The organism is Stenotrophomonas sp. YJH_SMC_25 (genome assembly GCF_059369595.1).
This window is the reverse complement of the sequence record NZ_JCAFSV010000011.1, coordinates 97,075-114,889: the sequence shown is the minus strand read 5'-3', so window position 1 is coordinate 114,889 and position 17,815 is coordinate 97,075. Positions and strand designations below refer to the sequence as shown.

Here is a 17,815-nt window from a genome sequence, read left to right as displayed (position 1 = left end):
TACATCGAGGTTGCCGGCCAGCGGCCGGCACTACCCCAGGTCAATCGAGCAGATGCGTGCTCAGGATCTGGCCATCCGCTCCCGGCAGATGCGGCAGCCGCCCCCAGCACGGCATCGGCAGGCGCTGCTGCAGCGTTGCGATGTTCTCATCCTGGCGCTGCATCGCCGGGTCGATGTGGTTGCCGATCCAGCCCAGGCACTCCACGCCGCTGGCCTGCAACGACTGCGCGGTCAGACGCGCGTGGTTGACGCAGCCCAGCCGCATGCCCACCACCAGCAACACCGGCAACCGCAATGCGCGCACCAGGTCGAGCTGGTCGAGCGTGGCCGAGACCGGTGCCAGCCAACCGCCAACCCCCTCCACCACCACGACATCGGCCTGCGCGCGCAGCCGCTCGAACGCTGCCACGATCGGCGCCAGCTCCACCTGCACGCCGTCCTCGGCAGCGGCCAGCTCCGGTGCCAGCGGCTGGCGCAACGCATACGGGTTCAGATCGGCATAGTCCGGTACCGGCCAGCTGGCCGCCTGCAGCGCCAATGCGTCTTCGTTGCGCAGGCCCTGGCCCAGGTCTTCGCTGCCGCTGGCCACCGGCTTCATCCCCACCGCACGCAGGCCACGCCGGCGCAGCACATGCAGCAGCGCGGTGCTGGCCGCGGTCTTGCCGATCTCGGTATCGGTGCCGGTGACGAACAGGGCGGGCGGCAGCGTGGCGGGCAACGGCATCGACGGGCTCCAACAGGGCAACAGTGTGTGCATTATCGCTGGCCCGGCACGCTTGCTAGACTGCTGGCATGTTCGCCAATGCCTCGCTCACCGGCAGCAAGCCGGAACAATACGCCCAGCTGCTGGAACAGGCCCGTGGCCTGGTCTACGCCGAGTCCGACCGCATCGCCAACGCGGCCAACCTCTCGGCCCTGGTCTACCACGCCCTGCCCGACCTGAACTGGGTGGGCTTCTACCTGTACGACGGCAAGGAACTGGTGGTCGGCCCGTTCCAGGGCCTGCCGGCCTGCGTGCGCATCCCGCTGGACAAGGGCGTGTGCGGAGCCGCCGCCAGCCAGCGCGTGACCCAGCGTGTGGAGGACGTCGACGCCTTCCCCGGCCATATCGCCTGCGATTCGGCCTCGCGCTCGGAACTGGTGGTGCCGCTGCTGCGCGGCGATGAACTGATCGGCGTGTTCGATATCGACAGCCCGAAGGTCGGCCGCTTCGACGCAGAAGATCAGGCCGGCCTGGAAGCCATCGCCCGCGTGTTCGTCGAGGCGTTGGGATGAGCGCACCGAAGCTGCGCAACATCGGCCCGAAAAGTGCGGCGTGGCTGCGCCAGGTCGGCCTGCGCAGCCGCGACGACCTGGTCGCGATCGGAGCCGTCGGCGCCTTCGTCAAGGTCAAGCGCGCCGGCTTCAAGCCCAGCCTGAACCTGCTGTACTCGCTGGAAGGCGCGTTGCTGGACTGCCATTGGCAGGAGCTGAGCGAGCCACAGCGTGAAGCACTGGTGCAGGATTACGAAGCACGCATCGCTGCGCATCCGCTGAAGGCAGCCGGCCCGGCGTCGGGCCCGGTGCATGAGCAGCGCTTCGATGCCGACGATGACGCTGAGGACAGCGTGCCCGGGGGCGCGGACGAGGATTGAGGCCTCCGCGTTCCTGGGGATGCCGGCCAGCGGCCGGCACTACCAGTGTGATGCGGGATCGGTAGCGCCGGGCCATGCCCGGCGAGTGCGCTCAGGGCTGCTGCAGCTCCAGCAGCTCACCCACCAGCCCGATCTCGCCGCGCTCCAGCCACACCCGCAGGCGCGTGCCGTGGTCGATACGCAGCGCCCAGCACAGCGACATCGGCAGGCCGCAGACCTGCGACAGCACCATGCGCAACGGGCCGCCATGGCTGACCACCAGCGTCGGCACCGGATCGTCATCATCGAGCAGGCGATCCAGCGCGCGCGCGATGCGTCGCTCGAAGTGGCCCCAGCTCTCGCCATTGGGCGGCGGGAACGCGTGCGGGTCGGCATGGAAGGCCGCCAGTGCATCCTCCGGCAAGTCGAACAGCGACCGCCCGTCCCAATCGCCGAAGTCCAGCTCTTCCCATTCCTCGTCCGCTTCCACGTCCAGCCCACGCGGCGTGGCCAGGGCCATCGCCGTATGCAGCGCGCGCAACCGCGGTGAACTGATCACCCGCTCCCAGCGCTGCCCGGCATAGGCCTCGACCAGCTCCTGCGGCAGCCCGGCCAGCTGCGGTGGGTCGCTGCGGCCATCAAGGAACTCGTCACGGCCATTGCCGGCATGGCGGACCAGGTCGAGGATCATGCGCGCGTCCCGGACGGGCGACGCAGGTACAGCGGAAAACGGGCGGACATCGGCAACGGCACCACGGGATCGAGCAACCATTCTAAAGGCACAGCAAAGGCAGTCGCGCAGGCGCGACGCAACGGGACGGCCTGCGATGCCGTAGACTGCGCGCACTTCCAGGTGACCTGCGGCCATGGCCGGCAGGTTGAAACGGGAAGCCGGTGACGCGTGATTCCACGCCAGGCCGGCGCTGCCCCCGCAACGGTAAGCACGTCAGTTCCAGGCAACACCGCCACTGTGCCGCAGGCATGGGAAGGCGCCTGGACGGTGGCCTCGCGCCACCCGGCGGCAAGCCCGGAGACCGGCCCGGAAGCCTCAGGTCGCGATGCGGTGGGCATGGCGCTGGATGACCGTGGCGTGCGCTGCGGCATCGGCGCACGCCTGCCTTCGCGGCTCCTCCCCTTCGCCACGCGGGCGTGCGTGGCACCCGGAGTCCCCCATGAAGCTGCAGTCCCGAATGCTGTCCCTGGCCGTGCTGGCCGCCCTGCCCGCGCTGGCCCAGGCCGCCAATGACACCACCGCGCTCGACCAGATCCTGGTCACTGCCACCCGCACCCCGATCGCCCTGCAGGACAGCATCGCGCCGGCGCAGGTGATCGACCGCGCCCAGATCGAATCCAGCCAGGCCACTTCGCTGCAGGAACTGCTGCGCGGTCGCGCCGGCATCAACCTGGCCAATGCCGGCGGCCTCGGCAAGCAGAGCTCGCTGTTCCTGCGCGGTACCAATTCCGGCCACACCGTAGTGCTGGTGGACGGCGTGCGCATCAACAGCGCCGACCTCGGCCTGGCCATGTACCAGGACCTGCCGCTGGCGCAGATCGAGCGCGTGGAAATCGTGCGCGGCCCGCAGTCGAGCCTGTACGGCGCCGACGCCATCGGTGGCGTGATCCAGATCTTCACCCGCCGCAACCAGGGTGATTTCGCCCCGCACTTCCAGCTTGGCGGTGGCAGCAACGGCCTGCGTGAAGCCAGCGGTGGCATTGGCGGCGGTACCGAACGCGGCTGGTTCGGTGCGGATATCGCCTACCAGCATTCCGACGGCATCGATGCCTGCCGCGGCTCGGCCACGCTGTTCACCGGCTGCTTCGCCGACGAGCCCGACCGCGACGGCTACCGCAACCTGTCCAAGAGCCTGCGCGGTGGCTACACCTTCAACGAGCAGTGGAACGTGGAAGGCAGCGCCCTGCGCGCCGACGGCAGGAACCATTACGACGGTTACTACAACTATTCAGAAACCCGCCAGCAGGTGCTGGCCGGCAAGGTGCGCTACACCCCGTCCGAGCGCCTGGCATTCACCGCCAACGTCGGCCGCAGTGACAACGAGTCGGACAACTTTGGCGACTTCGGTGCACGTGGCAGCGCACAGACCCACCGCGACAGCGCCTCCCTGCAGGGCGATTTCGGCGTGGCCGAGGGCCAGCTGCTGAGCGCAGGCGTGGACTGGAGCGAAGACAACCTGGATGGCAGCAGCGCGGGTTACCTGGACGACCGCCGCCGCAACACCGGCGCATTCGTGCAGTACCAGGGCCGCTTCGGCCGCCACCAGCTGCAGGCCAGCGCACGCAGCGACGACAACCAGCAGTTCGGCAACCACGCCACCGGCAGCGTTGGCTGGGCGATGGAGCTGGGCCACGGCCTGCGCCTCAACGCCAGCTATGGCACGGCGTTCAAGGCACCGACCTTCAGCGATCTGTACGACCCGTGGAGCGGCGTGCCTACGTTGAACCCGGAGAAATCCAAGAGTGCCAACCTCGGCGTTTCGCAGCAGGGCCAGGGCTGGCACTGGGGCCTGGACGTGTATGAAACCCGCATCGATGACCTGATCACCTACGATGCGGCAACCTTCAAGATGCAGCAGGTGGAGAAGGCCCGCATCCGCGGTGCCGAGCTGACCGGTGGCGTGCTGCTGGCCGGCTTCGACATCAACGCGCAGCTGAGCTACACCGACCCGCGCAACCGCACCGGCGGCAGCACCCAGTTCGACAACTGGCTGCCACGCCGCGCGCAGCAGACCGCGCGCCTGGACATCGACCGTCGCTTCGGCGATTTCCGCGCCGGCCTGACCGTGCAGGGTGCCGGCAAGCGCTACGACGATGCCGCCAACACGGTGAAGGTGGGAGGCTACGGCACGCTGGACCTGCGCGCTGAGTACGCACTGACGCCATCGTGGTCGCTGCTGGCACGTGCCGCCAACGTCTTCGACCGTCGCTACGAAACGGTGGCATGGTTCAACCAGCCCGGCCGCGAGTACCAGTTGAGCGTGCGTTACCAGCCGAAGTGAGCGCAACGTTCATGGTAGTGCCGGCCACTGGCCGGCAACATCATGACCTTCGGCAACGCATTCCGGGTTGCCGGCCAGCGGCCGGCACTACCCCTCTGCTTCAGCCCCGCAACCCCGGCAGTTCACGCAGGTCGTCGATCACCGCCACCGCATGCGCGGTGGCCAGGTCCAGGCCGCGCGGATAGCCGTAGCGCACCAGCGCGATCGGCATGCTGGCCTCTTCGGCGGCGCGGTAGTCGGTCAACGAATCACCCACCATCAGGCAGGACTCCACCGGCAGCCCGAAGTGCGCGGCGATGTGCCGCAATGGCTCACCGCTGGGCTTGCGCTGCGGCAGCGAATCTCCCCCCAGTACCAGCGCGAATGCATCACCGATACCCAGGTGCTGCAGCAGCGGCGGCACCAGTGCTTCAGGCTTGTTGGTACAGATCGCCAGTGGCACGTTGCGCGCACGCAGTTGCGCCAGCGCTTCGCCCACGCCGTCGAACAGCCGCGGGCTGCGCAGCAGGCACTCACGGTAGTGCACCATGAACACCGGCATCACCTCGGCCAGGTCCACCTCGCGGCCGGCGGCCTGCACCGCCTGCTCGACCAGACGACGCACACCGTCACCGATCCAGCCCAGCACGGTGGCTTCCGGCACACGCGCCACGCCGATGTCCTCCAGCGTGCGGTTCAGCGCTTCGGCAATATCGGCAGCGCTGTCGACCAGCGTGCCATCGAGGTCGAACACGACCAGCGGATACGGATACGGCAAGGGACTGCACCTGCATGACGTGGGGCCGTCCATTGTACGCCGCAGTATTTTGGGCAGGCCTGCCTCAACCGATCCGGCGCGCACGCGTGGCCAGGAACGTGGGCAGGTAACGGTCGATCAGGAAGCGCGGCTGCGGCTGCCAGTCTTCCATGAAGCGATCGATGACGAAGCCGGCATCCAGCTGGCCACCGATCAGTTCGGTCAGGCTGTGGCCGAAGGTCAGCGCATCGCCCCGCGCCAGTTTCGCCTCGCGCTCGGCCGGTGGCAGGTCTTCCAGATCCGAATAGGGAATGGCGTACTGCGGCCGGATCAAGCCCTGTGCATCCAGCTGCGGATCGCGCGCGCCGACGAACAGCACCGGGTTGTAGAAGCTGGCCATCAGCATGCCATCGCGCGCCAGCACGCGGCGGCATTCGGTCCACACCGGGCGCACGTCGGGCACATACAGGTTGGAGATCGGGTGGAACACCACATCGAAGCTGTCGTTGGCGAAGGCGTGCAGATCGCGCATGTCGCCCTGCACCGTGCGCAGTTGCAGGCCATCACGCGCCGCCACCTGACGATCCTGCTCGAGCTGGCCATCGGACAGATCGAACACGGTCACCTCCGCCCCGGCCGCCGCCAGCACCGGGGCCTGCTGGCCACCGCCCGAGGCCAGGCAGAGGATGCGGCGGCCGCGCACATCCCCCAGCCAGTCCAGCGGCAGCGCGCGCGGGGTCAGGTGCACCTGCCAGCGGCCATCGCGCGCGGCGGCAATCGTTGAGCTTTCCACCGGGCGCGACCATTCGCGCACTTCGCTGGCCTGGCGGTCCCAGGCAGCACGGTTGTGGTCGATCAAGGCCTGTCCGTGGTTCATGTGTTCTCCTTGCCCGGTGGGCGCCAATCCAGATCCTGGAAGGCCGGGCTGGCGAAACACTCGGCCAGGAAGTCCAGGAATCGCCGCATGATAGCGGGCTGCTGGCGCCGTGATGCGTACACGGCATGAATGCCGAGTTCGTCCAGACTGAACTCGGGCAATAACTCGATCAGCTCGCCACTGCGCAGCAGTGGCGCCACCTGGTAGGTCGGCAGCATCGCGATGCCGGCGCCCGCACGCACCGCCTCCAGCAACAGCGACGCTTCGTTGGCGCTGATGTTGCCGCCCACCGCCACCGACAGCGAACGGCCATCGCGGTGCAGCTGCCACAGGCTCTTGCCCACGTAGTGATGGGTCAGGCAGTTGTGCCCGGCCAGGTGTTCCGGGGCGGTAGGCGTACCGCGCGCCTGCAGGTACGACGGCGTCGCGCACAGCACCGAGCGGCAGGTGGCCAGCCGTCGTGCGATCAGGCTGGGATCGATCTGGCGGGCGATGCGCACCGCAAGGTCCACCCGCTCTTCCACCAGGTTCACCATGCGGTCGACCAGCAGCAGCTCGATGCGCGCCGCCGGATGGCGTGCGACGAAACCGGCCACCGCACGCGCCAGGTGGCTCTGCCCGAACGACACGCTGGCGGTCACCCGCAGCGTGCCATGCGGTTCGGGATCGTCGCTGGCCAGCTCGCCCTGCAGTTCCTCGCCGATGGCCAGCATCTGCCGGAAGCGCGCCAGCGCCGCCTCGCCCGGGCCGGTCAGGCTGACCCGGCGCGTGGTCCGGTGCAGCAGGCGCGCGCCCAGCCAAGCCTCGACCTCGGCCAGGTAGCGGCTGACCATCGCCCGCGACATGTCCAGCACCTCGGCGGCGGCGGTGAGGCTGCCGCGCTCGGCCACCTCGACGAATACGGTCATGGCGGTCAGTCGGTCCATATGCTCGATCCATGCAACAAACAAGCGCGTTATACGCTGTTTTTCGAGCGACTGCAGCGGCCTAGAGTGGCCCCATTCCCACCCCACACCGCCCCACGGAGTCCTGCCATGAAGATCGCCCTCGTTGGTTCCACCGGCAACATCGGCCGCCAGATCGCCCGCCACGCGCTGGCCAACGGCCACGAACTCACCGTCATCGTGCGCAGCGCGCAGGATCTTCCGGCCGAACTGGCCGGTGCCCATCCGGTGATCGCCTCGCTGGATGACCAGGATGCCCTGGTCGCCGCCATCGCCGGCCACGACGTGCTGGCCAGCGCCTATGGCCCGCGTCCGGGCGATGACATCGGCCGCGTCGGCGAAGTGGCCGCGCAGCTGGCCGCCGCCGCGCGCAAGGCCGGTGTACCGCGCCTGGTGGTGGTCGGTGGCGCCGGCAGCCTGGAAGTCGCGCCGGGCGTGCAGCTGGTCGATACCCCCAACTTCCCGGAGGCCTACAAGCCGTACGCGCTGGCCCATCGTGAAGCCTTCAATCGCCTGCAGGCGGTGGACGACCTGGACTGGACCTTCTTCTCGCCGGCCGCCGAAATCGGCCCGGGCGAAGAGCGCGGCCAGTACCGCGTGCAGCCCAAGGCCTTCCTCGCTGATGCCAGCGGCCACAGCCGCATCAGCTACGCCGACTACGGCGCCGCGTTCGTCGCCGAGCTGGAAGCGCAGCAGTACCCGAAGCAGATCATCACCGCGGCGTACTGATCATGGCGTCCGCCGGGCATGGCCCGGCGCTACCCAGCTGTAGAGCCGAAGGCAACGGCAGGAGCCGTTGCCAGCGTCGCTTGCGACGGCCCGCAGAGGCCCGGGCAAGGACGCCCGGCATAGCCCACGTTCGGCTCCCCATTCGACACAAGGAATTTCCCATGCGCACCGCTGCCCTGCTGCTTCCCCTCGCCCTGGCCGCCAGCTTCACCAGTGCGCCGCTGCTGGCCGCAACGGCCACCGCGGCGCCCGCGGCAGCGACAAGATCCCAGCTGCACCTGCAGACCTTCCATCCCGGTCCGCAGGCGATGTTCTCGGTGTCCTCGGTGCTGATCGAAGGCCGCCGCGATGCGATCCTGGTCAACGCGCAGTTCGGCGCCAGCGATGCGCGCAAGCTGGTCGAGCTGATCCGCGCCAGCGGCAAGCAGCTGACAACGATCTACATCAGCCACGGTGATCCGGACTACTACTTCGGCCTGGCTACCCTGCAGGACGCGTTCCCGCAGGCACGCATCGTCGCCACTGCGCAGACCGTTGCCCACATCCAGCAGACCCAGGCCGGCAAGCTGGCCTACTGGGGGCCGAAGATGGGTGCCGACGTGCCGTCGCGCATCGTGGTGCCGCAGGTGCTGGATGGCGATGCCCTGCAGCTGGAAGGCCAGCGCCTGCCGCTGATCGGCCTGGATGGCCCGACCCCGGACCGCACAGTGCTGTGGGTGCCGTCGCTGCGCGCGATCGTCGGCGGCATTCCGGTGGTGGCCGGTGAACACGTGTGGATGGCCGACACGCAGACGCCGAAGTCGCATGCCGACTGGCTGCAGACCCTGCAGCAGTTGCAGGCGTTGAAGCCGAAGGTGGTGGTGCCGGGGCATTACGCGCCGGGTGCCGCACTAGATGCCAGTGCGCTGGTGTTCACGGCGGACTACATCCGCGCGTTCGATGCCGAGACGGCAAAGGCCAAGGACAGTGCGGCGCTGGTGAAGGCGATGCAGGCGCGTTATCCGAAGCTGGCGGGCGTGGCGTCGCTGGAACTGAGTGCGAAGGTGGCCAAGGGCGAGATGCAGTGGCCGTGAGGTAGGGAGTTTTCTTTTGCAGGGCTGCGCCCTGCACCCGCAGAGGCAACAGCAACAGCAACAGCTGGCTATCCGTGGGATGGCGGGGTGGGTCCGGTTGCGGGGGACGCTGCAAGTACGTCCATGTAAGCTCGATCGCCGCATCCATGCGGCTCACCCCCCGCAACCGGACCCACCCCGCCTTCGACAGTTTCCCGCTATCTGTCGGAACCTGCTGCTGATGGTGGGTGCCGACCGTTGGTCGGCACGGGGCCGGATCCCGTTGCTGCGCAACGGGCTCTGACCCCCCTGTTTGATGATTAGGCATCTGTGGGATTGATCATGTCGTGCTCGAACAATTCCCCCTGCACCACCGCCTCCTTTTCGCGGAAGCCACCCAGCCCGACGCCGACCAGGCGGTAACGGGTCTCCGCCGGCAGGTCGACGCGGGCGCGCAGCGACAGGGCGATGTCACGCAGCTCTTCCATCGATTCCGGCGGGCGCTCCGGGGTGAAGCTGCGGGTGAGGATGCGGAACTGCGCGGTCTTCAGTTTCAGCACCACGGTGTGGCCGATGCGCTCGGTCTTGCGCGTGGCGTTCCAGGTCTTCCCTGCCAGCTGCACGATCGCCTCGGTCAGGTCTTCCAGCAGCAGGTCTTCGGCGAAGGTGTCCTCCGAGGAGATCGACTGCACCTGCTGGTCCGGTTCCACCGGCCGCTCGTCGATGCCACGTGCGCGGTTGTACAGGCTGCGGCCGAAACTGCCGAATGCCTCTTCCAGATCGATCAAGGCCCACTGCCGCAGGTCGCCGCAGGTGGCGATGCCGCGCGCGGCCAGCTTGCCTTCCATGACCTTGCCGACGCCAGGCACGCGGTTCACCGGCAGCGGCGCCAGGAACGCATCCACGCGCTGCGGCGGAATCACGAACTGGCCGTCGGGCTTGCGCCAGTCCGAGGCGATCTTGGCCAGGAACTTGTTCGGCGCGATCCCGGCTGAAGCAGTCAGGTTCGTTTCCTCGCGGATCTGCGCGCGGATGGTGCGGGCGATGTCGGTGGCCAGTTCAATGCCACTCTTCGGCTCGGTCACGTCCAGATAGGCCTCGTCCAGCGACAGCGGCTCGACCAGGTCGGTATGGCGCAGGAAGATCGCGCGTACCTGCTGTGACACCGCCTTGTAACGCGCGAAGTCCGGCGGCACGAAGATCGCGTCCGGGCACAGGCGCTCGGCACGCACGGCGGGCATCGCCGAACGCACGCCGAACACGCGCGCCTCGTAGGACGCCGCACACACCACCGAGCGGGCACCACGCCATGCCACGACCACCGGCTTGCCGCGCAGTGACGGATCGTCGCGCTGCTCCACCGACGCGTAGAACGCGTCCATGTCAACGTGGATGATCTTGCGCAGTCGGGTCATGTCAGGCGGAAAGGGCGGGGGCGTGCCGAACGGGCCACACGCCGAAGTATGGTCGTTGCACATCAACAGGATGCGCGTATTCCCTTGAAAACACTACGGTTGCGTACGGTTGAAATGTTTGATCGGCGCAGTTTCCACGGGCATTCTCGGGCGCTTGTTTCCCTGTTCTTCGCTTCCAGGATTGTGCTTCATGACCCGTCTCCACGCGTTCAACCGCGAACAGCTGCTGGCCAGCGCACGCGGTGAACTGTTCGGCGCCGCCGCCGGCCGTTTGCCCAACGATCCGATGCTGATGTTCGACCGCATCACCGACATCCGCGAGGACGGCGGACCGCATGGCAAGGGCATGGTACGCGCCGAACTGGATATCCGCCCGGACCTGTGGTTCTTCGGCTGCCACTTCATCGGCGACCCGGTGATGCCCGGCTGCCTCGGCCTGGATGCCATGTGGCAGCTGACCGGCTTCTTCCTGACCTGGCTGGGCGCCCCCGGCAAGGGCCGCGCACTGGGCTGCGGCGAGGTGAAGTTCACCGGCCAGGTGCTGCCGGAGGCCAAGCTGGTGCGCTACGAGATCGACATCAGCCGCGTCATCAACCGCAAGCTGGTGATGGCCCAGTCGGACGCCCGCATGTATGTGGATGACCGCGAAATCTACAGCGCGCGCGACCTGCGCGTCGGCCTGTTCACCGAAACCGGGAGCTTCTGATGCGTCGCGTCGTCATCACCGGCATGGGCATCACGTCCTGCCTCGGCAATGATCTGGATACCGTTTCGGCCGCGCTGCGCGAAGGGCGCTCGGGCATCACCGCCCTGGCCGACCACGCCGAAGCGGGCCTGCGCAGCCAGGTCGGCGGTCGTGTCGACCTCGATCTGGAGGCGCTGATCGACCGCAAGCAGAAGCGCTTCATGAGCGATGCAGCGGCCTTCGCCTATCTGGCCATGCGCGATGCCATCGCCGATGCCGGGCTCAGCGCCGATCAGGTCAGCAGCCTGCGCACCGGCCTGATCGCCGGTTCCGGTGGCGGCTCCAGCGAATGGCAGATCGGCGCGGTCGACCTGCTGCGCGAACGTGGCGTGCGCAAGGTCGGCCCGTACATGGTGCCGCGCACGATGTGCTCGACGGTCTCGGCCTGCCTGGCTACGGCCTACCAGATCAAGGGCGTCAGCTATTCGCTGTCGGCCGCCTGCGCGACCTCGGCGCACTGCATCGGCGCGGCCGCGGACATGATCCGCCATGGCGCGCAGGACATCATGTTCGCCGGTGGCGGTGAAGACCTGCACTGGTCGATGAGCGTGATGTTCGATGCGATGGGCGCGCTGTCGACCAGCTTCAACGAAACCCCGGCCAGCGCCTCGCGTCCGTACGACAAGGACCGCGACGGCTTCGTCATCGCCGGTGGTGGCGGCATGCTGGTGCTGGAAGACTACGACCACGCCGTTGCGCGCGGCGCGCACATCCACGCCGAACTGATCGGCTATGGCGTGACCTCCGACGGCGCCGACATGGTCGCTCCGTCCGGCGAAGGCGCGGTGCGCTGCATGAAGATGGCGCTGCAGGGCGTCGATCGCCCGCTGGACTACCTCAACACCCACGGCACCTCCACGCCGCTGGGCGACGTCACCGAGCTCAATGCGATCCGCGAAGTGTTCGGCGATGCGGTGCCGCCGCTGTCCTCGACCAAGGCGCTGTCCGGCCATTCGCTCGGTGCGGCGAGCGTGCACGAGGCGATCTACTGCCTGCTGATGATGCGCGATGGCTTCGTTGCCGGTTCGGCCAACATCGGTGAGCTGGACCCGAAGGTGGAGAGCTTCCCGATCCTGCGCGAAAGCCGCGAGCAGAAGCTGGATACGGTGATGTCCAACAGCTTCGGCTTCGGTGGCACCAACGCCGCGCTGGTGTTCGGGCGGGTGTGATGTGGACAGGTGTGCCGACCAACGGTCGGCACCCACCAGGGCAGTAAAGAGTGCCAACCAAGGTTGGCACCCACCGGGGCATTGGGGTGTGCCGACCAACGGTCGGCACCTACCGGTTACCTCGGCAACAACGGCAGCAGCAGCGCGTGCGCGTCCACCAGCGAGCCGACGATGCGGTGGCCCAGTGCGCGTAGTTCTTCGTCAGGATGGACCAGGTCGGGCACCTGGATCACGGTCATGCCGGCCGCCAGCGCCGCACGCGTACCGGCCGGTGAGTCTTCCAGCGCCAGGCAGCGTTCCGGCGCCTGGCCCAGCCGCTGCGCGGCCAGCAGGTAGATATCCGGCGCCGGCTTCGGCCGCGCCACGTCGCCACTGGTGATCACCGCATCGAAATACGGCAGCAGGCCGGCAGCGGCCAGCTTGCGGTTGGCGCGCGGCTGCCGCGTGGTGGTTGCCACCGCACGCGGTACCGCGTGCGCCTTCAACAACTCCAGCAACTCCAGGATGCCCGGCCGCAACGGCAGGCCGGTCTGTGTGCGTGCTTCATACAGGTCGTGGCAGCGCGCGGCCACCGCCTCGATCACGCTGTCCTCGATGCCCTGCGCACGCAGCAGCGCGTGCGTGTCACGGTCACCGAGGCCGACCATGCGCAGGAACACCCCCTCGTCCAGGCCCAGTCCGAACTCGTCGGCGGCCTGGCTCCAGCAGGCCAGCGAAACCCGCTCGCTGTCGATCATCAGGCCGTCCATGTCGAAGATGACGGCGTCGGGGAGGAACGGCAGCGCAGCGATGGTGGTCATGGAGCGAACAGCGTATCCAGGTCGGTGGAGGTGAGCTGCCGCCATTGCCCTTCGTCCAGCCCCTGCAGATCCAGCCCGCCGACGCGGCTGCGGTGCAGGGCCTGCACGTGGTTGCCGGTGGCGGCGAACATGCGGCGTACCTGATGGTAGCGGCCTTCGTGCAGCACCAGGCGCGCGCGACGCGCATCCAGCACTTCCAGTTCAGCCGGCAGCAGGGGCGTCTTCTCGGACTCCAGCATCAGCGTCCCGCTGGCGAACAGCGCTACCTCGTCGCCGCGCAGGTCGTCGCTCAACTCGACCTCATAGACTTTCGGCAGCTTCGACTTCGGCGAGATGATCCGGTGCAGCAGGCCGCCATCGTCGGTCAGCAGCAGCAGGCCACTGGTCTCGCGGTCGAGGCGGCCCACCGTGGACAGCACCGGATCGCGATCGCGGAAGCGCGGCGGCAGCAGATCGTAGATCAGGCGGCCGGTGTCCTTGGTCGAGCAGGTGTAGCCGGCCGGCTTGTGCAGCGCGATCGACAGGCCCACCGGCGGGTCCAGCGGCTCGCCGTCGACACGGATCGCCTCGTGCGGCACCTGGTCGTCGGCATACAGCACCTCGCCGTCGGCGTCGGTGACGCGGCCTTCGCGGAACATCCACTGCACCTGCTTGCGGCTGCCATAGCCCAGGTTGGCGATGAGCTTGACCAGCTTCACTTGCCCTTCCCCTTCACCGCTTCCACCAGCTTGAAGCCATCACGCTCGGCTATCACGCGCACCGCGCCAAAGCTCTCGTTGAGCGTGTACTCGTACGGCAGGTGGCGGTTGGCCACTACGTACAGGCGTCCGCCCGGGCGCAACGCCTGCGCGGCCACGGCGATGAAGCGCTGGCCGATGTCCGGGCGATCGGCGCGCGACGGCGTGTGGAACGGCGGGTTGCTGATGATGACGTCGTAGCCCGGTTCGATACCCGCGGTGACGTCCTGCCACCGGAAGCGCAGCGGCAGCGGGCGCGGCGGCGGCGCCAGATTGAGTTCGGCCAGTGCCAGCGCACGCTGCTCGGCTTCGTACAGGTCCAGCGCGGTGATCTTCGGGCAGCGTTCCAGCAGCTCGCGCGACAGGTAGCCGTAGCCCGCGCCGAGGTCGGCGGCACGCCCGGCCAGGTCGGCCGGCAGGTGTTCGGCCAACAGCGCCGACGCCGGGTCGATGCGATCCCAGGCGAACACGCCCGGGCGGCTGAGGAAACGGCCGCCGACGATTGGCCGCACCGCATCCAGTGCCAACCAGCGCTTGGCCAGGTCGGCGTCGTGCTGGCCCTGCATCGGCGCGGTCCAGTACACGCGGCAGTGATTCTTGGTCAGGCTGCCGCCGAGGCCGGTCAGCTGCTTGAGGTCACCCTCGCCCGAGCGTGCGCCTTCGTTGTTGGACTGGCAGGCAACGATGCGGCCACCGTCGGCGACCAGCGCCAGCGCGCGGGCGAACAGCGCGCGGGCTTCTTCACGCTGGCGCGGCGGCAGCACCAGCACCAGCGGGTAGCGGCCCTTGCCGGCCACATCATCCAGCTGGCCGCTGACGGTCCAGCCGGCGGCCTGCTGCAGCGGCTGCGCGAACGGGGCGAAGCTCTGCTCGCAATGCACCTCGCGGTTGCCGGCCACTTCGCGCAGCGGCCAGCCGTCGCGGGCCCGCAGGAAAGCCACGGGGCCTTCCGGCCAGCGCAGGGCGCCTTGGGAGAACGGCAGGAACAGGGTCTGCAGGGGGGCGTCGTCGCTGGAGGCCATCGGCGCGGGTACTTCAAGCGTGAGGGCCGTCCATTGTACCGGCTTGACCGGGTCGGCCCCGGCAGCCGCTTTGCGAAACCCGAACGGGGCCTTGATCTGCCAGCAACATTGGAACGTTCAGGGTAGAGGCTCCCCCGGAAACCCAGGAGAACCTGCATGCGAGCCTTGTTCGTCGGTGGCGTGGTCGACAACAGTGAAATGGACCTGGAAGGCAGCCATCCGCCCGTGCATTACCCCGAGGACACCGGCGGCGGCCACTCGCGCTACCGGCTGCACCAGGTCGGTCATGGTGCCGACGGCAGCGTGGCCTATGCGGTGTATGGCGCGCCGGACCTGGCCGATGACGAGGTGGCGAGGGTTGCGGAGGAGCGGGCGTATGCACGCCGGTTCGAGGCGACGCCGACCCTGTTCGAGCACTGAGCGCAGCAGCCACGCATGGCGTGGCTCTACTGCAACCTCTGGTAGATCCACGCCAAGCGGGGATGGGCCCGGCAGGTTGCCGTCAAACCCTCGGCGGCAACCTGCGGATGCTGGCGATTTCATCCAGCCACACATGGTGCTGCTGCACCGGCGTGTCGTAGTCATCCAGGCGCAGCTGGCCGTTGCTGCCTTCATCACCAGCGACGTTGCGGTATTGCTGCACGGTTGGCCTCACGGCCACCGTGCCGAGCAGGCGGCGGCCATCGTGCAGAATCAGTTCCACCTGCGTTTCGCCATCCAGCTGCGGCAGCAGGGCTTCCAGGCGCGCGATCTGCGCCGGATCGGTGTGGATACGTGGAGCTATACGGGACATCGGCGACCTCCTGATTGTAGGGTCGCCGATCGGCCGTGAATGTTCAGTGCAGCGCGCTGTCCGCGCGCGGCACCTGCACCTTGCGTACGGCAGCCACCAGCTGCGCCACCGAGTACGGCTTGGCGACATGCTCCTGGAAGCCCGACGCCAGCGCGCGGCGGCGGTCATCGGCACGCGCCAGTGCAGTCACCGCCACCGCAGGCAAGGTTGCCGCGTCCACGCCCATGTCCTCGCGCAAGGTTCGCACCAGCCCATAGCCATCCATACCCGGCATGCCGATGTCGGTCAGCATCACGTGGTACTGCAGATGGCCGGTGTCGGCCAGCAGTGCCAGTGCCTCGCCGGCCGAGCTGGCCGCCGACACGCTGGCGCCCTGCTCTTCCAGCATGCGCCGCAGGTACTCCAGCACCTCCGGCTGGTCTTCCACCGCCAGCACATGCATGCCCCGCAGCGGATACGGTTCGACGATCACCGGCTCCAGGATCGGCCCGCTGATGACTTCGCGCAGCGGCCGGCGCTCGGCATCCGGCAGGTGCTGGGGCAGGCGCACGGTGAACGTGGCGCCGTGGCCATGGCCTTCGCTGGCGGCGGCGACGGTGCCGCCGTGCAGTTCGACCAGCTGCTGCACGATCGCCAGGCCCAGGCCGAGGCCGCCATGGCGGCGCGTGGTGGTGCCATCGGCCTGGCGGAAGCGGCTGAACAGGTGGTTGAGGAACTCCGGTGCGATGCCATCGCCGGTATCGCGCACCGTAATCACCCAGTGGGTGCCGTCGGCCTGCAGCTGAACGTCGATGCGGCCCTCGGCCGGGGTGAACTTGATCGCATTCGAGAGCAGGTTCCAGAACACCTGCTGCAGGCGCGTGGCATCGCCCAATACCAGGCTGGGCTGCTCGGGCAGCTGCAGGTGCACGTCCAGCGCCTTGCCTTCGGCCACCAGTTCCTGCGCGCCGATGGCTTCGCCAAGCAGCGTGCGCAGGTCCAGCACTTCCACCTCCAGCTGTACCTTGCCCAGCAGCATGCTGCTGAGGTCGAGCATGTCCGAGATCAGCCGCTTCTGCGCACCGGCGCTGTTGGCGATCACGTTCAGGCCCTTGTACAGCGGGCTGGTGTTGTCCACGCGCTGCAGCAGCAGCTCGCTCCAACCGAGGATGGTGGTCAGCGGCGTGCGCAGCTCGTGCGACAGCGTGGCCAGGAACTCGTCCTTCAGCCGCGCCATGTTCTCGGCGGCGCTGCGCGCGGCGCGTTCGGACTGCAGCAGTTCCTCGCGTGCCAGTTCGATCTCGCGGCGCTCGGTCACGTCCGGGCTGCTGCCAGCCAGGCCGATGAAGCGGCCCATGCGCGAGAAGCGCGGGCGCGCGTTCATCTCCAGCCAGCGCCACTGGCCGTCGGCGCGCCGCGCACGTACCAGCGCATGCATCGAACGCTGCGCCTTCAATGCTTCCTGCAGCTCGTACTCGAATACGGACGCATCGTCTGGATGTACCAGGCCGCGCCAGACATCTTCCGGAACGCGCGTTTCGTCGCCACCGAAAAACTCGCTGAAGGCGCTGTTGACGAAGCGGGCGTGGCCGCGCTCGTCGAGCACCCATACCGGCATCGGCAGGCCATCGGCCAGTGCGCTGAAGCGGGCTTCGCTTTCGCCCAGCTCCACTTCCATCTGCTTGCGCGCGGTGATGTCGAAGAACAGGATGCCGACCTTGTCTTCGCCCGGACGACCAACGCGCACCGCATCAACCGCGAACGAGCGGCCCAGGGCGCGCGCTTCCATCTCGAACTGGGCGGGGCGACCACTGCGGGCCACTTCACCGTAGATGCGGAACCAGTCTTCCTCGTGGTTCGGTTCCAACGCACTCATGCGCTGACCGCGTGCGTCCTTCAGGCCGGTATGGCGCTCGAAGGCGTCGTTGACCTCGATGAAACGATAGTCCACCGCGCGGTCGCCTTCGAACAGCACCTGGATCACGCAGAAACCGGCGTTGATGCGCTCAAGCACGCCATGATGCAGGTCGGGTTCGGGCGCCGGCACCATCATCGGTGGGCGCTCCACTAGGGGCGGCAGTGTGGACAAGGGCGTCTGGACGGGCCGGATTGGAGACACAGCATGTTCCAGAGAGCGTATTCACAGCGTCAAGCGCCGTCAGTCAGGGTTGACGACGATGAATTGGCGGT

The 17,815-nt window shown here is 68.1% G+C and carries 19 protein-coding genes and 1 riboswitch; of the genes, 8 read left to right on the top strand and 11 right to left on the bottom strand.

The annotated features are described in order from the left end of the window. Nucleotides 1–40: 40 nt before the first annotated feature. Nucleotides 41–724 carry a dethiobiotin synthase gene (gene bioD, locus AC5P7E_RS15900; RefSeq protein WP_114618960.1) on the bottom strand — a complete coding sequence of 228 codons (684 nt, stop codon included), beginning with the start codon at nucleotides 722–724 and terminating at the stop codon, nucleotides 41–43. A 68-nt stretch (nucleotides 725–792) separates the two neighbouring features. On the opposite strand from bioD, the gene AC5P7E_RS15895 reads away from it, so the two are divergent. Both AC5P7E_RS15895 and AC5P7E_RS15890 read left to right on the top strand, forming a co-directional pair. Then, nucleotides 793–1,275 carry a GAF domain-containing protein gene (locus AC5P7E_RS15895; RefSeq protein ID WP_114618959.1) on the top strand — a complete coding sequence of 161 codons (483 nt, stop codon included), beginning with the start codon at nucleotides 793–795 and terminating at the stop codon, nucleotides 1,273–1,275. Further along, complete coding sequence (locus tag AC5P7E_RS15890; protein WP_012479039.1) at nucleotides 1,272–1,634, top strand: TfoX/Sxy family protein; 363 nt, start codon at nucleotides 1,272–1,274, stop codon at nucleotides 1,632–1,634. The genes AC5P7E_RS15895 and AC5P7E_RS15890 overlap by 4 nt, the downstream gene beginning before the upstream one ends. Nucleotides 1,635–1,725: 91 nt before the next feature. Here AC5P7E_RS15890 and AC5P7E_RS15885 read toward each other — a convergent pair whose 3' ends face one another. Further along, nucleotides 1,726–2,304, bottom strand: a complete 579-nt coding sequence (locus AC5P7E_RS15885) for a histidine phosphatase family protein (protein ID WP_005407938.1) — start codon at nucleotides 2,302–2,304, stop codon at nucleotides 1,726–1,728. 143 nt (nucleotides 2,305–2,447) lie between these two features. Next, a riboswitch (cobalamin riboswitch) is annotated at nucleotides 2,448–2,670 on the top strand. 115 nt (nucleotides 2,671–2,785) lie between these two features. Between AC5P7E_RS15885 and btuB the strand changes: the two genes are divergently transcribed. Then, nucleotides 2,786–4,627 (top strand): TonB-dependent vitamin B12 receptor, encoded by a 1,842-nt coding sequence (gene btuB, locus AC5P7E_RS15880; RefSeq protein ID WP_114618958.1) that lies wholly within the window; start codon nucleotides 2,786–2,788, stop codon nucleotides 4,625–4,627. A 100-nt stretch (nucleotides 4,628–4,727) separates the two neighbouring features. Here the strand turns inward: btuB and gph are convergent, their stop codons facing one another. From gph to AC5P7E_RS15865, 3 genes are all read right to left on the bottom strand, one after another. Beyond that, nucleotides 4,728–5,384: a phosphoglycolate phosphatase gene (gph, locus tag AC5P7E_RS15875; RefSeq protein ID WP_049395651.1), complete on the bottom strand. Its 657-nt coding sequence runs from the start codon at nucleotides 5,382–5,384 to the stop codon at nucleotides 4,728–4,730. A 64-nt stretch (nucleotides 5,385–5,448) separates the two neighbouring features. Continuing rightward, the gene (locus AC5P7E_RS15870; RefSeq protein WP_005412139.1) at nucleotides 5,449–6,240 is read right to left on the bottom strand and encodes a class I SAM-dependent methyltransferase; all 792 of its coding nucleotides are present in this window, start codon (nucleotides 6,238–6,240) and stop codon (nucleotides 5,449–5,451) included. Continuing rightward, the gene (locus AC5P7E_RS15865; RefSeq protein ID WP_005407934.1) at nucleotides 6,237–7,166 is read right to left on the bottom strand and encodes a LysR family transcriptional regulator; all 930 of its coding nucleotides are present in this window, start codon (nucleotides 7,164–7,166) and stop codon (nucleotides 6,237–6,239) included. Before AC5P7E_RS15865 ends, AC5P7E_RS15870 begins: the two co-directional genes overlap by 4 nt. Nucleotides 7,167–7,274: 108 nt before the next feature. Here AC5P7E_RS15865 and AC5P7E_RS15860 point away from each other — a divergent pair, with 108 nt between their 5' ends. Beyond that, entirely contained in the window at nucleotides 7,275–7,913 is a 639-nt protein-coding gene (locus AC5P7E_RS15860; protein ID WP_012479034.1) for an NAD(P)-dependent oxidoreductase, read from the top strand. Between the two features lie 161 nt (nucleotides 7,914–8,074). Then, nucleotides 8,075–8,986: an MBL fold metallo-hydrolase gene (locus tag AC5P7E_RS15855; RefSeq protein ID WP_114618957.1), complete on the top strand. Its 912-nt coding sequence runs from the start codon at nucleotides 8,075–8,077 to the stop codon at nucleotides 8,984–8,986. A gap of 299 nt (nucleotides 8,987–9,285) precedes the next feature. Here AC5P7E_RS15855 and dinB read toward each other — a convergent pair whose 3' ends face one another. Beyond that, complete coding sequence (gene dinB, locus AC5P7E_RS15850; RefSeq protein WP_114618956.1) at nucleotides 9,286–10,380, bottom strand: DNA polymerase IV; 1,095 nt, start codon at nucleotides 10,378–10,380, stop codon at nucleotides 9,286–9,288. A 190-nt stretch (nucleotides 10,381–10,570) separates the two neighbouring features. Between dinB and fabA the strand changes: the two genes are divergently transcribed. Beyond that, entirely contained in the window at nucleotides 10,571–11,086 is a 516-nt protein-coding gene (fabA, locus tag AC5P7E_RS15845) for a 3-hydroxyacyl-[acyl-carrier-protein] dehydratase FabA (protein WP_049480813.1), read from the top strand. Beyond that, nucleotides 11,086–12,294 (top strand): beta-ketoacyl-ACP synthase I, encoded by a 1,209-nt coding sequence (gene fabB / locus AC5P7E_RS15840; RefSeq protein ID WP_111686829.1) that lies wholly within the window; start codon nucleotides 11,086–11,088, stop codon nucleotides 12,292–12,294. The genes fabA and fabB overlap by 1 nt, the downstream gene beginning before the upstream one ends. 116 nt (nucleotides 12,295–12,410) lie before the next feature. Here the strand turns inward: fabB and AC5P7E_RS15835 are convergent, their stop codons facing one another. From AC5P7E_RS15835 to AC5P7E_RS15825, 3 genes are read right to left on the bottom strand one after another with little or no spacing between them, the layout of a single operon-like run. Continuing rightward, nucleotides 12,411–13,094, bottom strand: coding sequence for an HAD family hydrolase (locus tag AC5P7E_RS15835; RefSeq protein WP_099490821.1), 684 nt, complete (start codon nucleotides 13,092–13,094; stop codon nucleotides 12,411–12,413). Further along, a complete protein-coding gene (locus tag AC5P7E_RS15830; RefSeq protein ID WP_005407927.1) occupies nucleotides 13,091–13,792 on the bottom strand; it encodes a pseudouridine synthase in 702 nt (233 codons plus the stop codon). The genes AC5P7E_RS15835 and AC5P7E_RS15830 overlap by 4 nt, the downstream gene beginning before the upstream one ends. Beyond that, nucleotides 13,789–14,853, bottom strand: a complete 1,065-nt coding sequence (locus AC5P7E_RS15825) for a class I SAM-dependent methyltransferase (protein WP_024957099.1) — start codon at nucleotides 14,851–14,853, stop codon at nucleotides 13,789–13,791. Before AC5P7E_RS15825 ends, AC5P7E_RS15830 begins: the two co-directional genes overlap by 4 nt. A 156-nt stretch (nucleotides 14,854–15,009) precedes the next feature. On the opposite strand from AC5P7E_RS15825, the gene AC5P7E_RS15820 reads away from it, so the two are divergent. Continuing rightward, nucleotides 15,010–15,273 carry a hypothetical protein gene (locus AC5P7E_RS15820; RefSeq protein WP_005407925.1) on the top strand — a complete coding sequence of 88 codons (264 nt, stop codon included), beginning with the start codon at nucleotides 15,010–15,012 and terminating at the stop codon, nucleotides 15,271–15,273. Between the two features lie 82 nt (nucleotides 15,274–15,355). Here AC5P7E_RS15820 and AC5P7E_RS15815 read toward each other — a convergent pair whose 3' ends face one another. Together AC5P7E_RS15815 and AC5P7E_RS15810 are read right to left on the bottom strand one after the other, a co-directional pair. Continuing rightward, nucleotides 15,356–15,646 carry a DUF3247 family protein gene (locus AC5P7E_RS15815; protein ID WP_024957100.1) on the bottom strand — a complete coding sequence of 97 codons (291 nt, stop codon included), beginning with the start codon at nucleotides 15,644–15,646 and terminating at the stop codon, nucleotides 15,356–15,358. A gap of 43 nt (nucleotides 15,647–15,689) precedes the next feature. Then, on the bottom strand, nucleotides 15,690–17,678 hold the full coding sequence (locus tag AC5P7E_RS15810) for a hybrid sensor histidine kinase/response regulator (RefSeq protein WP_005407923.1): 1,989 nt from the start codon (nucleotides 17,676–17,678) through the stop codon (nucleotides 15,690–15,692). Nucleotides 17,679–17,815: the final 137 nt, after the last annotated feature.

What these genes read in the sequence shown, in the direction of transcription:
- AC5P7E_RS15825 (WP_024957099.1), bottom strand. Translation starts at nt 14,853, where the DNA reads ATGGCCTCCAGCGACGACGCCCCCCTGCAGACCCTGTTCCTGCCGTTC.
- AC5P7E_RS15815 (WP_024957100.1), bottom strand. Translation starts at nt 15,646, where the DNA reads ATGTCCCGTATAGCTCCACGTATCCACACCGATCCGGCGCAGATCGCG.
- AC5P7E_RS15835 (WP_099490821.1), bottom strand. Translation starts at nt 13,094, where the DNA reads ATGACCACCATCGCTGCGCTGCCGTTCCTCCCCGACGCCGTCATCTTC.
- bioD (WP_114618960.1), bottom strand. Translation starts at nt 724, where the DNA reads ATGCCGTTGCCCGCCACGCTGCCGCCCGCCCTGTTCGTCACCGGCACC.
- AC5P7E_RS15870 (WP_005412139.1), bottom strand. Translation starts at nt 6,240, where the DNA reads ATGAACCACGGACAGGCCTTGATCGACCACAACCGTGCTGCCTGGGAC.
- AC5P7E_RS15865 (WP_005407934.1), bottom strand. Translation starts at nt 7,166, where the DNA reads ATGGACCGACTGACCGCCATGACCGTATTCGTCGAGGTGGCCGAGCGC.
- AC5P7E_RS15890 (WP_012479039.1), top strand. Translation starts at nt 1,272, where the DNA reads ATGAGCGCACCGAAGCTGCGCAACATCGGCCCGAAAAGTGCGGCGTGG.
- btuB (WP_114618958.1), top strand. Translation starts at nt 2,786, where the DNA reads ATGAAGCTGCAGTCCCGAATGCTGTCCCTGGCCGTGCTGGCCGCCCTG.
- AC5P7E_RS15810 (WP_005407923.1), bottom strand. Translation starts at nt 17,678, where the DNA reads ATGATGGTGCCGGCGCCCGAACCCGACCTGCATCATGGCGTGCTTGAG.
- AC5P7E_RS15855 (WP_114618957.1), top strand. Translation starts at nt 8,075, where the DNA reads ATGCGCACCGCTGCCCTGCTGCTTCCCCTCGCCCTGGCCGCCAGCTTC.
- AC5P7E_RS15885 (WP_005407938.1), bottom strand. Translation starts at nt 2,304, where the DNA reads ATGATCCTCGACCTGGTCCGCCATGCCGGCAATGGCCGTGACGAGTTC.
- AC5P7E_RS15860 (WP_012479034.1), top strand. Translation starts at nt 7,275, where the DNA reads ATGAAGATCGCCCTCGTTGGTTCCACCGGCAACATCGGCCGCCAGATC.
- dinB (WP_114618956.1), bottom strand. Translation starts at nt 10,380, where the DNA reads ATGACCCGACTGCGCAAGATCATCCACGTTGACATGGACGCGTTCTAC.
- AC5P7E_RS15895 (WP_114618959.1), top strand. Translation starts at nt 793, where the DNA reads ATGTTCGCCAATGCCTCGCTCACCGGCAGCAAGCCGGAACAATACGCC.
- AC5P7E_RS15820 (WP_005407925.1), top strand. Translation starts at nt 15,010, where the DNA reads ATGCGAGCCTTGTTCGTCGGTGGCGTGGTCGACAACAGTGAAATGGAC.
- fabA (WP_049480813.1), top strand. Translation starts at nt 10,571, where the DNA reads ATGACCCGTCTCCACGCGTTCAACCGCGAACAGCTGCTGGCCAGCGCA.
- fabB (WP_111686829.1), top strand. Translation starts at nt 11,086, where the DNA reads ATGCGTCGCGTCGTCATCACCGGCATGGGCATCACGTCCTGCCTCGGC.